Origin of the sequence: Glycocaulis sp. (assembly GCF_052168375.1) — a bacterium.
GTDB lineage: Bacteria > Pseudomonadota > Alphaproteobacteria > Caulobacterales > Maricaulaceae > Glycocaulis.
This window is the reverse complement of record NZ_JBQLZR010000025.1, coordinates 1-13,223: the sequence shown is the minus strand read 5'-3', so window position 1 is coordinate 13,223 and position 13,223 is coordinate 1. Positions and strand designations below refer to the sequence as shown.

Annotated in this window: 12 protein-coding genes, 1 pseudogene and 2 riboswitches; of the genes and pseudogenes, 6 read left to right on the top strand and 7 right to left on the bottom strand. The window is 63.2% G+C overall.

Annotated elements, in window-relative coordinates; translation table 11 throughout:
• Together ACTS2Z_RS01005 and ACTS2Z_RS01000 are read left to right on the top strand one after the other, a co-directional pair.
• A pseudogene (locus ACTS2Z_RS01005) lies at nucleotides 1-183 on the top strand (hypothetical protein); the annotation flags it as partial.
• Nucleotides 180-674, top strand: a complete 495-nt coding sequence (locus ACTS2Z_RS01000; protein WP_442571372.1) for a F0F1 ATP synthase subunit B family protein — start codon at nucleotides 180-182, stop codon at nucleotides 672-674. The pseudogene ACTS2Z_RS01005 and the gene ACTS2Z_RS01000, both read left to right, overlap by 4 nt.
• Before the next feature lie 74 nt (nucleotides 675-748).
• Here the strand turns inward: ACTS2Z_RS01000 and ACTS2Z_RS00995 are convergent, their stop codons facing one another.
• Entirely contained in the window at nucleotides 749-1,201 is a 453-nt protein-coding gene (locus ACTS2Z_RS00995; RefSeq protein WP_442571371.1) for a hypothetical protein, read from the bottom strand.
• A gap of 124 nt (nucleotides 1,202-1,325) precedes the next feature.
• On the opposite strand from ACTS2Z_RS00995, the gene ACTS2Z_RS00990 reads away from it, so the two are divergent.
• Nucleotides 1,326-2,471 carry an acyltransferase family protein gene (locus ACTS2Z_RS00990; protein WP_442571370.1) on the top strand — a complete coding sequence of 382 codons (1,146 nt, stop codon included), beginning with the start codon at nucleotides 1,326-1,328 and terminating at the stop codon, nucleotides 2,469-2,471.
• A gap of 2 nt (nucleotides 2,472-2,473) precedes the next feature.
• Here the strand turns inward: ACTS2Z_RS00990 and gcvPB are convergent, their stop codons facing one another.
• From gcvPB to gcvT, 4 genes are all read right to left on the bottom strand, one after another.
• Nucleotides 2,474-4,054, bottom strand: a complete 1,581-nt coding sequence (gcvPB, locus tag ACTS2Z_RS00985) for an aminomethyl-transferring glycine dehydrogenase subunit GcvPB (RefSeq protein WP_442571369.1) — start codon at nucleotides 4,052-4,054, stop codon at nucleotides 2,474-2,476.
• Between the two features lie 2 nt (nucleotides 4,055-4,056).
• A complete protein-coding gene (gene gcvPA, locus ACTS2Z_RS00980) occupies nucleotides 4,057-5,403 on the bottom strand; it encodes an aminomethyl-transferring glycine dehydrogenase subunit GcvPA (RefSeq protein ID WP_442571368.1) in 1,347 nt (448 codons plus the stop codon).
• Nucleotides 5,404-5,510: 107 nt separating this feature from the next.
• Nucleotides 5,511-5,876, bottom strand: a complete 366-nt coding sequence (gene gcvH / locus ACTS2Z_RS00975) for a glycine cleavage system protein GcvH (protein WP_442571367.1) — start codon at nucleotides 5,874-5,876, stop codon at nucleotides 5,511-5,513.
• A 30-nt stretch (nucleotides 5,877-5,906) separates the two neighbouring features.
• Nucleotides 5,907-7,010, bottom strand: a complete 1,104-nt coding sequence (gcvT, locus tag ACTS2Z_RS00970) for a glycine cleavage system aminomethyltransferase GcvT (protein ID WP_442571366.1) — start codon at nucleotides 7,008-7,010, stop codon at nucleotides 5,907-5,909.
• A 65-nt stretch (nucleotides 7,011-7,075) separates the two neighbouring features.
• A riboswitch (glycine riboswitch) is annotated at nucleotides 7,076-7,190 on the bottom strand.
• Nucleotides 7,191-7,281, bottom strand: a riboswitch (glycine riboswitch). It abuts the riboswitch before it with no gap.
• Nucleotides 7,282-7,465: 184 nt separating this feature from the next.
• Here gcvT and ACTS2Z_RS00965 point away from each other — a divergent pair.
• A complete protein-coding gene (locus ACTS2Z_RS00965; RefSeq protein ID WP_442571365.1) occupies nucleotides 7,466-7,939 on the top strand; it encodes a PepSY domain-containing protein in 474 nt (157 codons plus the stop codon).
• Between the two features lie 124 nt (nucleotides 7,940-8,063).
• Here ACTS2Z_RS00965 and ACTS2Z_RS00960 read toward each other — a convergent pair whose 3' ends face one another.
• Nucleotides 8,064-8,378, bottom strand: coding sequence for a UrcA family protein (locus tag ACTS2Z_RS00960; protein WP_442571364.1), 315 nt, complete (start codon nucleotides 8,376-8,378; stop codon nucleotides 8,064-8,066).
• Nucleotides 8,379-8,628: 250 nt separating this feature from the next.
• On the opposite strand from ACTS2Z_RS00960, the gene ACTS2Z_RS00955 reads away from it, so the two are divergent.
• Together ACTS2Z_RS00955 and ACTS2Z_RS00950 are read left to right on the top strand one after the other, a co-directional pair.
• Nucleotides 8,629-10,632, top strand: coding sequence for a winged helix-turn-helix domain-containing protein (locus tag ACTS2Z_RS00955; protein WP_442571363.1), 2,004 nt, complete (start codon nucleotides 8,629-8,631; stop codon nucleotides 10,630-10,632).
• Between the two features lie 527 nt (nucleotides 10,633-11,159).
• The gene (locus ACTS2Z_RS00950) at nucleotides 11,160-11,585 is read left to right on the top strand and encodes a hypothetical protein (protein ID WP_442571362.1); all 426 of its coding nucleotides are present in this window, start codon (nucleotides 11,160-11,162) and stop codon (nucleotides 11,583-11,585) included.
• A gap of 33 nt (nucleotides 11,586-11,618) precedes the next feature.
• Here ACTS2Z_RS00950 and argS read toward each other — a convergent pair.
• Nucleotides 11,619-13,223 (bottom strand): arginine--tRNA ligase (gene argS / locus ACTS2Z_RS00945; RefSeq protein ID WP_442571361.1); only part of this gene is annotated, 1,605 nt, incomplete at its 5' end.

The following is a 13,223-nucleotide window of genomic DNA, read 5'->3' as shown; positions in this document are numbered from 1 at the left end:
GGCCGTCAGGCCGAGGCCGAGGCCCGCATCGGCGAAGCGCGCAATGCGGCGCTGGCCGAAGTGCGCAATGTCGCGGCTGACGTCGCCGGCACCATCACCGAGCATCTGGCCGAACTCACCGTGAAGCGTGACGAGGCTGAAGCCGCCGTGGACGCCGTTCGCAGCCAGGAGGCCGCACGATGAGCTATCTGCTGCAGGACACCTCGTTCTGGACCTTCCTGGGTCTGATCCTGTTCTTCGCCCTTCTGTGGCGCTTTGGCGTGCACAAGGTGCTGGCCAAGAGCCTCGACAATCGCGCCGACGCGATCCGCAACGAGCTCGATGAAGCCCGCCGCCTGCGCGAGGAAGCCCAGGAAATCCTCGCCCGCTATGAGCGCCAGCAGCGCGACGCGGCGAGCGAAGCCGAAGAAATCGTCAAGAAGGCGAAACTCGACGCGGAGTTCATCCGCGAGACGGCCCGCAAGGAACTGGCCCAGCGCATCGAGCGCCGCACCGCCCTCGCCGAACAGCGCATCGCGCAGGCCGAAGCGCAAGCGGCGAAGGACGTCAAGGCTCTGGCCGCCGAGATTGCGGTCGATGCTGCTGCCAAGCTGCTGTCTGAAAAGCTGACCAAGACGCAGCGCAATGCGCTGGTGAAGAATGCCGCCGGTGAACTGGCCGAGCGTCTGAACTAGGCTTTTCGCCTGCCTGAATACGAAAACGGGGCCCCGAACGGGCCCCGTTTATTTTGTTCGCGATGCAGAGGCGTCTAGTCCTTGTCGCCAAACATCCGCTTGACCCGGTTCCAGACCGGCGGGAAGCGCTTGAGCACGCCTGTGACGATGCCGTGCGCCGTCTGCGAGGAGGCAGCCAGCAGCAGTGCCGACAGGATGAAGAGCGGCAGGCCCAGCGGGATCGGCAGGAAGAAGAGCGGAATGGCGATCGCCAGCAGGAAAAGGCCAAGTGCCACGCCAATCGCGCGCAGAACGAGTACGATAACCCCGCCAATACGGGATTTGCTGAACTCGTTGACGGCATCGTTCATGACCAGCGAAAACTCCTCGGCCGAAAGAGCATGTGACGGGGAATGTGATGCGAAGCTGGCATTGCGCAAGAGCGCATGCAGCCATTTCCGCACAGGTGTGACTTCCACGCGATTATCCGCCTGCCAATTATGGCGTAATTGCGATGCACGCGGCGGTATCATGTCGATATAGGTCATCTTGCATCTCCCTGTCTTGTTAACCGGTCAGACAGAGAGCCGGTTCCCTCACCCGCCGCAGCGCATTGCCCGCCCACACGCGACCGGCTAGCGTCGCCTGCCCGCTCTGGAAGGCCCGTGACGCATGCATTCTGCCGTACTGCCCCTCCATACCCTGCAGGCGCTTCGCGCCGTTGCAGCGCTGCTGGTACTGGCCGCCCATGCCTCCCAGATCGATGGCCGCTTTTTTGAACAGCCCGTATCGGATGGCAGCTGGATACTGGGCTTTGCAGGCGTGGACCTGTTCTTCGTGATCTCCGGTTTCGTGATGGTCTACATCACAACCGGCAAGCCGCGCGGCGATGCGCCCTTTATCGGCCGCTTCGTCTATGCCCGCTTTACCCGGATCTACCCCGTCTACTGGGTCTTCACGCTTCTGGCGCTGGCCGCCTATATCGCCATTCCCGGATCACTGACCCGCGATCTGTCAGACCTGCACCTGTGGCAGTCCTTCACCTTGTGGCCGATAGACAACGCGCTGCCCGTCCTGCATGTCGGCTGGACGCTGACCCACGAGATATACTTCTACCTCGCCTTTGCCGCCTTCCTGTGCCTGCCTGAACGCTGGCTGCCGCTCCTGCTGGCAGGTTGGGCGGGGTTGGTGGTCGCAGGTTCGCTCCTTTTGGACGGGCTTCCCGCCATTGGCACGTTGATCGTCAACCCGCTGACGATCGAGTTCATTCTGGGCGCGTGTGCCGGCATTCTCATCATGTCGGGCGAGCGGCGTCTGGCGCGCGCCGCACTAGTCGCCGCAGCTGTGTGGCTGGCCGCAGCATGCTGGCTGGTCTGGCCGCAGGGCGCAGAGGATTTTCCCTCCGGCTGGAGCCGCGTGGCGGCGTTTGCCGTACCGGGCGCTCTAATTGCCTATGGTGTGATCAGTCTGGAGATGCAGGGCGCCCTGAAGGCGCCGGGATGGCTGGTGCGCCTCGGCGACTGGTCCTACGCGCTCTATCTCTGCCACCTTCTCGTCCTGTCGGGACTGGTGCGTATCTGGGTCAGCGCGCTACCCGATTTCGGACCGCTGGCGAGCCTCGCCTTCCTGCTGGTTTCCACAACGCTCAGCGTCGTGGTGGCAGGCCTCGCATTCCACTGGCTGGAATTTCCGGCCCTGAAGTTTACGCGCCGGCTGGGCGACCGGCTGTTCAGGGGCACGCAACATACCCGCCGGGCACCGGCGGCCCATGAGGATCCGGCGGTCCGTGACGGGCCCGCCGGATCACAACAGGGATAGGCCTATTCGGCGGCCTGCGGCTGGTCTTCGGCTTCCTGCCAGACCAGAACCGGATTGCGCGCCGCGCGCGTCTCGTCGAGGCGCTTGACCGGCGCATGCACCGGGGCGGACACGAACCGCGCCGTGTCACCGGACTTTGCCGCCGTCGCGAGGCCTTCCAGCACATCGCAGAACCGGTCGAGGCCGGACTTGCTTTCGGTCTCGGTCGGCTCGATCAGCATCGCGCCATGCACCACCAGCGGGAAGTACATGGTCATCGGGTGATAGCCCTCGTCGATCATCGCCTTGGCAAAATCGAGCGTGGTGACGCCGGTATCCTTGAGGAAGCGGTCATCAAAGAGCGCTTCGTGCATGCAGGTGCCTTCAAAGGCGGGCGTCATCACATGCTTCAGGCGGGCGAGGATGTAGTTGGCATTCAGCACCGAGTCCTCTGCCACCAGGCGCAGCCCGTCAGAGCCGTGGCTGAGCATGTAGGAGAGCGCGCGCGTGAACATGCCCATCTGGCCATGGAAGGCGACCATGCGGCCGAAGGGCTTCGCGCCATCGCTGCGGGCCTCTTCCTCGTGCTCGACCATGTGCCAGCCCTCGCCTTTCCTGACGACGTAGGGCACCGGCGCGAACGGCGCGAGCGCTTCGGAGAACACAGTCGGGCCGGAGCCGGGACCACCGCCACCATGCGGGGTGGAGAAGGTCTTGTGTAGATTGATGTGCATGGCGTCGATGCCAAGATCGCCGGGGCGCACCCGGCCGACAATGGCGTTGAAGTTCGCGCCATCGCAGTAGAAATAGCCGCCCGCCTCATGGATCAGGTCGGCGATTTCCCGGATGTCACGCTCGAACAGGCCGCACGTATTCGGGTTGGTCAGCATGATGCCGGCAACATCATCGCCCAGCTTCGCCTTGAAAGCCTCCATGTCGACGCGGCCATCGGGACCTGCCGGGATTTCATCGCAATAGAAGCCGCACTGCACGGCGGTTGCCGGGTTGGTGCCGTGGGCGCTTTCCGGCACCAGCACGCGGCGGCGGCCGGTCTCACCGCGTGCATCCAGCGCCGCGCGAATGGCCATCATGCCGCACAGCTCGCCATGCGCGCCCGCTTTCGGGCTCATCGCGACACAAGGGGTATTCGTCAGCGTCATCAGCCAGTGGGCAAGCTCGCCGATCAGCTCCAGCGCGCCCTGCACCGTCGATTGCGGCTGCAGCGGGTGGATGTCACCAAAGCCCGGCAGGCGCGCCATCTTCTCGTTCAGACGCGGATTGTGCTTCATCGTGCACGAGCCGAGCGGGTAGAGACCGAGATCGATCGCGTAATTCTTCCGGCTGAGGCGCACATAGTGGCGCATGGCTTCCGGCTCGGCGAGGCCGGGAAGGCCGATCTCGCTCGTGCGCTCCAGCCCGCCCAGGCGCGTCTTTGCCCCTTTCAGCGGCGGCAGGTCGACGCCGGTCAGGTCGGTGCGTCCGCGCTCGAAAATCAGCGGCTCGGCCTGATCAAGGCCGCGAGAGCCGGAGATCGTATCGGCATAGCCACCCGTGGCGGCATTGGCGTTCGGACGCGTCGGGCGTCCCATCTGGTTCATGGCCATGGCTAGAGCACCTCTTTGAGCGCGGATGCGAACAGGGCGATATCGGCGTCGGTATTGGTTTCGGTGGCGGCAATGATGAGACGGTCATCCAGCCCCGCGCCCGGATAGAGGCGGCTGGCGGGCACACCGGCCAGCACGCCCTTGGCGATCAGGCTTTCAGTGACGGAGGCCGCGTCCTTCGGCAGTTTCACCGTGAACTCGTTGAAGAAGGCCCCGGTCTCCACGCTCACGCCCGGCACGGCGGAAAGCGCGTCGGCCAGTTCCACCGCCCGCTCGTGATTGAGCGCGGCAAGGTGTTTGAGACCCTTCTCGCCCAGCAGCGTCATGTGGATCGTGAAGGCGAGCGCCATCAGACCGGAATTGGTGCAGATATTCGACGTCGCCCGGTCACGGCGGATGTGCTGCTCGCGCGTGGAGAGCGTCAGCACATAGCCCCGGCGGCCATCGGCATCGACGGTCTCACCGGCAAGACGGCCCGGCATGTTGCGGATGAAGTTCTTGTCGTTGCGGCAGGCAAACAGGCCCACATACGGCCCGCCGAACTGCAGGCCGACACCAATGGACTGGCCCTCGCCGACCACGATGTCGGCGCCCATTGCGCCCGGGCTTTCAACAAGGCCCAGCGACACGACTTCGGTGAAGACCGCGATCAGCAGCGCGCCCTTGGCATGGGCAGCCTCGGCAATCGGGCGCAGATCATGGATTCCGCCGAACACGTCCGGGTTCTGGACGACAACGCAGGCCGTCTCATCGTCGATCTGGCTGATGACATCATCCAGCCCGCCCGGCACCGGGGCCTTGGCGGCAATGTCGATATTCATGTAGCGGGCGAGCGTGCGCGTCGCTTCGGCATAGTGCGGGTGCAGATTGCCCGACAGGACTGCGCGCGAACGCTTGGTCACCCGGGCCGCCATCAGCACCGCCTCGGCGCAAGAGGTCGAGCCGTCATACATGGAGGCGTTGGCCACATCCATGCCGGTCAGGCGCGCGACCTGCGTCTGGAACTCGAACAGGGTCTGCAGCGTGCCCTGGCTGATTTCCGGCTGATAGGGCGTGTAGGCGGTGAGGAATTCGGAGCGCTGGATCAGATGGTCCACCGTGGCCGGAACATGGTGCTTGTAGGCGCCTGCGCCGACGAAGAAGGCCGCCTCGCTGGCGGTGGTGTTCTTCTTCGCCATGCGGGCAAAGATGCGCTCCACTTCCAGCTCGGTCGCCCGGCGCGGCAGGTTGACCGGACCGTCAAGGCGCGCCGCTTCCGGCACATCGGCAAACAGCGCATCGATGGAGCTGACGCCAATGACGCCCAGCATTTCGGTGCGGTCTTCAGGGGTAAGCGGCAGATAGCGCATCGTTGCATTCGCCTTCGTCAGGTTGAACCTTGGTCACATCCCCTCCGGTCCCGGCCCTTTGCCCGTTGACGGGACAGGGCCGGAGACACGCAAGGTGTATTCACTTGCTAGCCGACGAGCTTGGCGTAGGCCGCCTCGTCCATCAGGCCTTCCAGATCGCCCTTGTCGGCAATCTTCAGCTTGGCAAACCAGCCGCCAGCCAGCGGCTCGTCATTGACGATTTGCGGGGCGTCCTCGATGCCGTCATTGATCTCGACGACTTCGCCCGACACCGGCGCATAGACCTCGGCGGCGGTCTTGACCGAGTCCACCACGGCGATCTCGGCGCCTTTCTTGAAGCTCTTGCCGACGTCCGGCAGCTCGACGCTGATCACGTCGCCCAGTTGCTCGGTGGCGTACTGGGTAATGCCGATGACGGCGATATCGCCCTCGATGCGGACCCATTCATGGTCTTTGGTGAAATAGGTGGTCATGATGGTAACTCCCCGTCAAAAAAGAAAAAATCAGCCCCGGTAGAAGCGGTGCGGCGCAAACGGCAGGCTGGCAACCTCAGCAGCGCGCGCCTTGCCGCGCACCATCAGCTCCAGCGGCGTACCCGGCTTGGCAAGATCAGCGCGGACATAGCCCATGGCGACAGGCGCGCCAAAGCTCGGCCCGAAACCGCCAGAGGTAACTACGCCGACAATTTCACCCTCATGGACGATCTCGGCGCCTTCACGCGCAGGCGATTTGTCGTGCGGCTTGATCCCGACGCGTTTCTGCGCCGGCCCATCGGCAATCTGTTTCAGGATCTTTGCGGCGCCCGGAAAGTCTGCGCGTTCCCGGCGCGACTTGGCGACCGCCCAGATGAGCGATGCCTCCACCGGTGTGCGCGCCTCATCCATGTCATGGCCATAAAGGCAGAGCCCGGCTTCAAGGCGCAGGCTGTCGCGTGCGCCAAGGCCGATCGGTTTTACCCTCTCATCGGCCAAGAGCAGGCGCGCAATGTGCGCGGCCTTGTCTGCCGGGATGGAGATTTCAAACCCGTCCTCGCCGGTATAGCCCGAACGCGAGGCGATGATCTCGACACCGTCCAGCGTGAAGACACCGGCCTGCATGAAGACCAGCTTGCCCGCCTCCGGCACGAGGCCGGTAAAGACGTCCGCCGCCTTAGGCCCCTGCAGCGCCAGCAGCGCGCGGTCCGACAGCTCGTGCAGCTCGGCCTTGCCCGCGAAATGCTTGCGCATGTGGGCAAAATCGCCGCCCTTCGTAGCCGCATTCACGACGACGAAGATGCCGTTGCCATCCGGGCGCGAGACCATCAGATCGTCCATGATCCCGCCTTCGGAGTTCAAAAGCAGGGTGTATTTCTGTTCGCCGGCGCCCAGGCTTGCGAGATCAGCCGTGATCAGCTTTTCCAGCGCAGCCTCGTCGCCGGTCACGCGCGCCTGGCCCATGTGGGAGACGTCAAACAGGCCGGCCGCTTCGCGCGTATGAAGGTGCTCGGCCATGATCCCGGCCGGATACTGGACCGGCATCGCATAGCCGGCGAACTCGACCATGCGCGCGCCAAGCTCGACATGCAGGTCGTATAGCGGAGTTTTCAGAAGGTCTGCTGTGTCGGCCATGGGTCACGAAATCCTGAACGCGGGTTTGCAATCACTGCCGTGCGCGGACCAGCCCGCGTGGCAGCCTTGCCCCCGCTGTCTCGTGACCTGAGAGATTCCCGCGGCAACAGGGCTGACCCCATGCGCCGCTTGCTCCTTCGGTGGGGCGTGGCATCGGCCATCACCCGCTTTCCAGCGTTGGCGGTCCCAGCGGTCCTGCGGCCTGAGCGTTTCCGGGGCGGTTGCGCCTTCGGCGCCGGCATCTTCGGCCGGTCTCTCCCGCATGGGTGCCTAATCACGAACAGGTCTCCCCGTTCGCTTGCGCAAACTAGTGTTCCGCGCGCCCGAGTCAATCGCCGCCAGAGCCCTCTGCGGCAGTGCGTGCGGGCAGATTGTCTGCAGTTGAGGCGGCAACCTTTTGCGCTGCAACAGAGTTATTCGCGCCACCTGTGACACTTGCGACGAAAGGAATTGTCATGACGACCATGATGAAAATGCTGTCGGGCTCCGCTGCCGCCCTCACGCTGGCCGTGTCGGGCCTCGCCGTGCCTGCCTTTGCGCAGGCAACCGGTCAGGTTTCGATTCTCCAGGCCATCGAGATCGCCCGCGACAACGGCATGACCCTGATCGACGAGATCGAGATGGATGACGGCCTGTGGGAAATTGACGGCTACATGCAGGAGCGCACTGAGCTGGAACTGACAATCTCGGCCCAGACCGGCGAGCTTGTCCGCCGCGACGAGAACATGCAGCTTTTCCGCCCGGACCAGCCGGAACTGAGCGTCGAAAGCGCCATTGAAATCGCGGCAGCCAACGGCATCACCATGATCAGCGACGTCAATCTGGACGGCCGCAAATGGGAGATCGATGGCGCGGGCGCGAACGGCCAGGAGATCGAGCTGGAAATCTCCAGCTCCACTGGTGAGGTCTTGCATATCGAGCACGACTAGTCCGGCGCCGGGCTGAAATCAGCCCTGCAATGATGAAAGGCCCGCCTCCCAGTGGCGGGCCTTTCTTGCATTCCGGAACTGACCGGGGAACTGTCGGGCAGACCGGAATGTCTGCGATGTCCGGTCAGGCCTGGCGGCTGCGCTCACGCTCCTCGTACAGGGCCAGGATGCGGGCATCGCCGATCTGCTCGACGGCGCGGGCCATCGTGCGGTCGCGGCAGTCCTGCGCGATGCGTGTCTGCAGCACGCCGCGCGCTTCGGCGACATTGCAGTAGCTGCGAACCTGCTGCTCGAGCTGGTTGAGGACGTGGGCACGCCCTTCGCTGGTCTGCATCTGCCAGGGGGCATAGGTGAAGCTGAATTCCTGGGCCTGGGCCGAGGCGGCAAAAGCGGTGACGGCGAAGGCGGCTGAAGCGATAAGGGTCTTGATGGCAGTCATGGCGGTCTCTCCTGTTACAGGCGTTGCTGTGGGGCGGCGCCGGTGAATGACCGGTGGTGTGCCGCGACAGGAGCGAGCTATCCGCATTCCCGGCCGGCAAATCCTCAGCGAGTTCTGAGGAAGTTCTGAAAAATTATCAGGCCATTGTTTTCATGATGCTTTTTGCCTCGCCAAACGCCGCCTTATGCCGGGCCGAACGGTGACGCGGGCGGCCAACACCGCTATAAACACTCCCGACGGGGAGGCGGTTTTGGACACTTCGGACACTCAGGCGGGCGGGGCGGGCCGCGACGGCCAAGGCCGTCTGGCAGCAAACGGGCTGGTTCTGGACCTGCGCGACGAGACGGCAACGCTGGACGGCGCCCGGCTGGAGCTGCGCGGCAAGCCCTTGCGCCTGCTCGCCCTGTTGATGGAGCGCGCGCCGGTTCTGGTGACCAAGTCGGAAATCATCGACGCGGTCTGGGACGGTATGAGCGTGTCGGACGCGGTGATGACCACCGCCGTACGGGAAATCCGCATTGCGCTTGGCGATGATGCCCGTGCGCCGCGATGGGTCATGACGGCCCACGGACGCGGCTATCGCTTCATTCCGGCACTCGAAACAGATCAGGCTGCGGCCACGCCGTCAGCTTTTGCCGGAGCGTCCGCAGCCGCCACCAGCGAAGGCGCACACACCCTCACCTACCGGCCCGCCCGGTCTGGCAGGATCAGTCCGCGCCTTGCCGTGCTGGGCGTACTGGGCTGCCTTCTGGTGGTCATGGCCGCAGCCATCGGCATGTCGGCGCTTGGCTCGCGCCCGGCTGCGGCGCCGGAAAAATCGGTCGCGATCCTTACCTTCGAGACCCTCAGCGACGATGGGGATTCGCGCTGGTTTGCCGATGGTCTGGCCGAGGAGATCAGCGCCGCCCTCGCCCGCACGCCTGACCTGCGCGTGGCGTCCCGCCAGGCGAGCCTGCCACTGGAATCCGAGCCGGGCACCTCATTGAACGTACTGGGCGAGGCGCTGAACGTCGCTCATCTGGTGACCGGCACGGTCCGGCGCGAAGGCGACCGGGTGCGTGTCACCGTGAGCCTGGTGGAAGCCGGATCAGGCCTGCAGCGCTGGGCCGACACCTATGATCGCGATTTCACCGATATTCTCGACCTGCAAGGCGATATCGCCGCCCACGTTGCCACCGTACTGGACACCGCGCTGGACCCAGAGGCCCTACAGGCCATGGTCGATAGCGGCACGCGCTCCATTGCCGCCTATGAGGCCTATCTGCGCGCACAGGCCGCCATCACCGAGTTCAACCGGACGGGCGATTCGATGAGCTGGGCCGCCGCCTTGCCGCTACTTGACCGCGCCCGGTCCATCGATCCCGGCTTTGCAGAAGCGCATGCCCTGTCGGCACTGGTCTTTCGCTATCTCAATACGCCTTCGCTCGTCATGGCGCCCAATGCCCTGACGGGTGAAGCCTACCGGCAGGCCTACTCACAGCGCATGAATGCGGCCATCGAAGCGGCGCGTGACCCGGTTCAGGCCGCCGCCTACCGTGCCGTCCGGGACATGGAATTGTTCGATCTGGATACGGCGCGCGATGCGCTGGAAGCCTATCTGGAAGAGCGCCCCAACGACACCGATTACTGGTTTCACTATTCCAACACGCTGGTGATGCTGGGCAATCATGACGAGGCGCTGGAGGTCGTGCGGCGGCTCGACCGGACCTTGCCGGCAACCGATCTGGAAAACCGGGCACCATTGATCCAGCACGCCCGCAAGGCGCGCGATTACGCTCTGGCTGCCGATATCGGCAGGCGCGCACTGGCCGTAGATCCCTTCCACAGCGTCACACTGATCGAGATCCATCTGGCGCTGCTCGCCATTGGCGCGATTGAAGAGGCTGCCTCGGTCAATGCCCGCATCCAGGAGAGCAGCCTTGGCGTGTTCGCCAAGCTGTTCAGCGACATCTACCAGGTCTGCGCGAGCGGAGATGGCGCCCGCGCCCGCGAACTGGGCCAGACCTTTCTGAACGAGCCGCGCGCCCGCATGCAGGGCTATTACATGCACCGTATCCTCGGAGAGCCGGAGGCCGCCTATGACCGCCTGCGCGATCTGGATACGCCCGGCGTTCCGGGCCGCTTGCGCGAGATGCTCTTCGATCCGCCCTTCGATGCCCGTCAGATGCCCCATCTTGCCCGCGCGGTCGAAGCAGCCGGTGGCCGCATCGTTGCGCCGATGGAGCCGCCGGTCTTCTGCCCGGACGGTGCCTGAGACCTACATCTGGTCAGGTGCCTCGATGCCGATGAGCGAGAGTGTGAGCTATAACTCAAATACGCTAGGCTTATGTTCTGGTTATAAGCGCCTGTCAAAACGTTACGCCTTATAGGGCTCAAAGTTAGCGGAAATTCCCCTACGCCACCCCTTTAATCACTTACTGCTTTTTATTCTTGCTTTACGATTTATAGCCGCTATAGGGTTCCCATTGAGGCACCGGATTGGCTGGTCGCCTTGAATGTTGGAGATAATGTTATGAATAAGAACCATGTAAATAGCGTTTCAGTCGCTCTCGCCCAGTATAATAGGCTTCGCTCAGTGGTTTCCTACGACATCCTTATGAAACGCGCAGGCGCTTCCCGTAAACAAATTCACCACGACGCTCAAAAACTCCAAGAGGTGGGGGCGGTTCGTGTGGTAAAGGGTGCGCGAGGAGGATACCCCTCCCGAGTGTACCCCCTCGTACCCGCGTCGGTATTTCGCGCCTTGGCAGTAAGCCAAAATGCAAATGGAGTTGTGTAGTCATGTCTGAAGCCTTGGTGTTAAAATTAAAAGACGTTCTCGCATCTGTTATTGAGAATGAAATAACAGCCAGCGATATAGCCGATCGCCTTAGAGTAGATATTGGTCTCGCAAGAGACTTGATGAAGGAAATTGTCGATGAATATTATGAAATAAATTATATAGTTGGTCGCAAAGGGTATGAAACGAGGCTATCGGCGGCGCAGCCATTAAATTCTATTTTTGCTCCGAAAATATCTGTTGGAAATAATCATGAAAAAGCCTCAAAGAAGCCTCCCACTGACCTCAACAGCGCCAATCCGCCACATACAATTACACATTGTTACGTACTTAGAAAAGAGCCGATGTTTGAAGTGCGCCTTCCCATCGATTTGAGCAAGGATGAAGCTGACAGGCTTAACGCATATATATCCGCTATTTGCATTTAAAGCATATATAATCTGCATGCGGCGCTCGCCTACCTACATCTGGTCAGGTGCCTCGATGCCGATGAGCGAGAGGCCCAGCTCAAGCTGGCGAAGCGTCAGCTCGGCCAGTGCGAGGCGGGAACGGCGCAAGCCCTCATCCTTTTCGGGAAGGATCGGGCAGGCCGCATAGAAGCTCGAGAAAGCCTGCGACAGGCTGTAGACGTGCTCGCACAGATGATTGGGTGCCCGGTCGTCATGCGCGCGCATCAGCGCGCCGTGGAAGCCATCGAGCCGGCGCACAAGGGCAGCCTCTTCCGGTGCCGAGACGCGGATCTCGCCCGGCTCCAGCCCGTCGCCTGCCGCCTTCTTCATCAGCGATTTGATGCGCACGGCCTGATAGAGGAGATAGGGGCCGGTCTTGCCCTCGAACGAGACGAACCGGTCCATCTCGAAAATGTAGTTGGTCGTGCGGTAATTCTGCAGATCGGCAAACTTGATGGCCGCATTGGCCACCTTGCGCGCCACATCTTCCAGCGCGTTCGCATCCAGCGTCTCGCCCAGCCCGGCTTCGGCGAGGCGCGTGCGCGCGCGCTCGCGGGCCTCTCCGATCAGGTCAGCCAGGCGGAACGTGCCGCCGGCGCGCGTGCGCAGGCGCTTGCCATCCGGTCCGTTCACGGTGCCGAACTTTACGTGCTCCAGACCGCCCTCGCCCGCGAGGCCTGCCTTGATGGCAGCGCGGAAAACCTGCTCGAAATGGTCAGACTGGCCCAGATCGACGACATAGAGGATAAGGTCCGGGTTCTGCTCCTGCCGCCGGTCCAGAATGGTTGCAAGATCGGTGGTCGCGTAGAGCGCGGAGCCTTGCGAGCTGACGAGGATGAGAGGAGCCAGCTCCTTCTTGTCGTCCTCGCGCGCCACCCGCACGATCCACGCACCGTCGGAGAGTTCAGCCACGCCGCGTGCCTTGAAATCCTCGACGAGGCCCGGGATCAGGTCGTTGACGTCGCTCTCGCCCTTCCACAGGTCGAAATGCACGCCAAGCGCCGAAAAATCATCTTTCAGCGCCGCAATGGACACGTTGATGAAGTGCTTCAGGAGCGCGCGGTAACCGGCGCGCCCTGCCTGCAGCTCGGCGGTCGCCTTGCGCGAGCGCTCCTGCCGGGCCGGGTCGTCCTTGCCCTTGGCGCTCGCCTGCGGGTAGAGCCGCGCCAGATCCTCGATCGAGACCGGGGCGGTTTCGGGGTAAGGCCCGGTAAAGGCCTCGTCGAAATAGGGAAGGTCCGGCTGCTCGTCCTCCAGCTCGGTGATGAGCTGGCCCATCTGCAGGCCCCAGTCGCCCAGATGGATGTCACTGGTCACATCATGACCGAGGAAGCGGAACAGGCGCTGCAGGCTGTCGCCGATGACCGACGAGCGCAAATGCCCGACATGCATCGGCTTGGCGACATTGGGTCCGCCAAAATCGATCATCACCTTTTGCGGGGTATCCACCCGGCCGGCCCCGGTGCGGTCATCACCGGCCAGTGCGCGGGCGCGGGCAGAATAAAGCTGCGGAGACGGGGTGATGTTCAAAAAGCCCGGACCTGCAATCTCGATATCGAGATCGGGCGCCGTGCCGCCCAGATACGCCTTCACCCCTTCGGCAATGGCACGCGGCGG

Excerpts from the sequence above, each read along its gene's own strand:
- ACTS2Z_RS01000 (WP_442571372.1), top strand. The coding sequence starts at position 180 with ATGAGCTATCTGCTGCAGGACACCTCGTTCTGGACCTTCCTGGGTCTG.
- ACTS2Z_RS00995 (WP_442571371.1), bottom strand. The coding sequence starts at position 1,201 with ATGACCTATATCGACATGATACCGCCGCGTGCATCGCAATTACGCCAT.
- ACTS2Z_RS00990 (WP_442571370.1), top strand. The coding sequence starts at position 1,326 with ATGCATTCTGCCGTACTGCCCCTCCATACCCTGCAGGCGCTTCGCGCC.
- gcvPB (WP_442571369.1), bottom strand. The coding sequence starts at position 4,054 with ATGGCCATGAACCAGATGGGACGCCCGACGCGTCCGAACGCCAATGCC.
- gcvPA (WP_442571368.1), bottom strand. The coding sequence starts at position 5,403 with ATGCGCTATCTGCCGCTTACCCCTGAAGACCGCACCGAAATGCTGGGC.
- gcvH (WP_442571367.1), bottom strand. The coding sequence starts at position 5,876 with ATGACCACCTATTTCACCAAAGACCATGAATGGGTCCGCATCGAGGGC.
- gcvT (WP_442571366.1), bottom strand. The coding sequence starts at position 7,010 with ATGGCCGACACAGCAGACCTTCTGAAAACTCCGCTATACGACCTGCAT.
- ACTS2Z_RS00965 (WP_442571365.1), top strand. The coding sequence starts at position 7,466 with ATGACGACCATGATGAAAATGCTGTCGGGCTCCGCTGCCGCCCTCACG.
- ACTS2Z_RS00960 (WP_442571364.1), bottom strand. The coding sequence starts at position 8,378 with ATGACTGCCATCAAGACCCTTATCGCTTCAGCCGCCTTCGCCGTCACC.
- ACTS2Z_RS00950 (WP_442571362.1), top strand. The coding sequence starts at position 11,160 with ATGTCTGAAGCCTTGGTGTTAAAATTAAAAGACGTTCTCGCATCTGTT.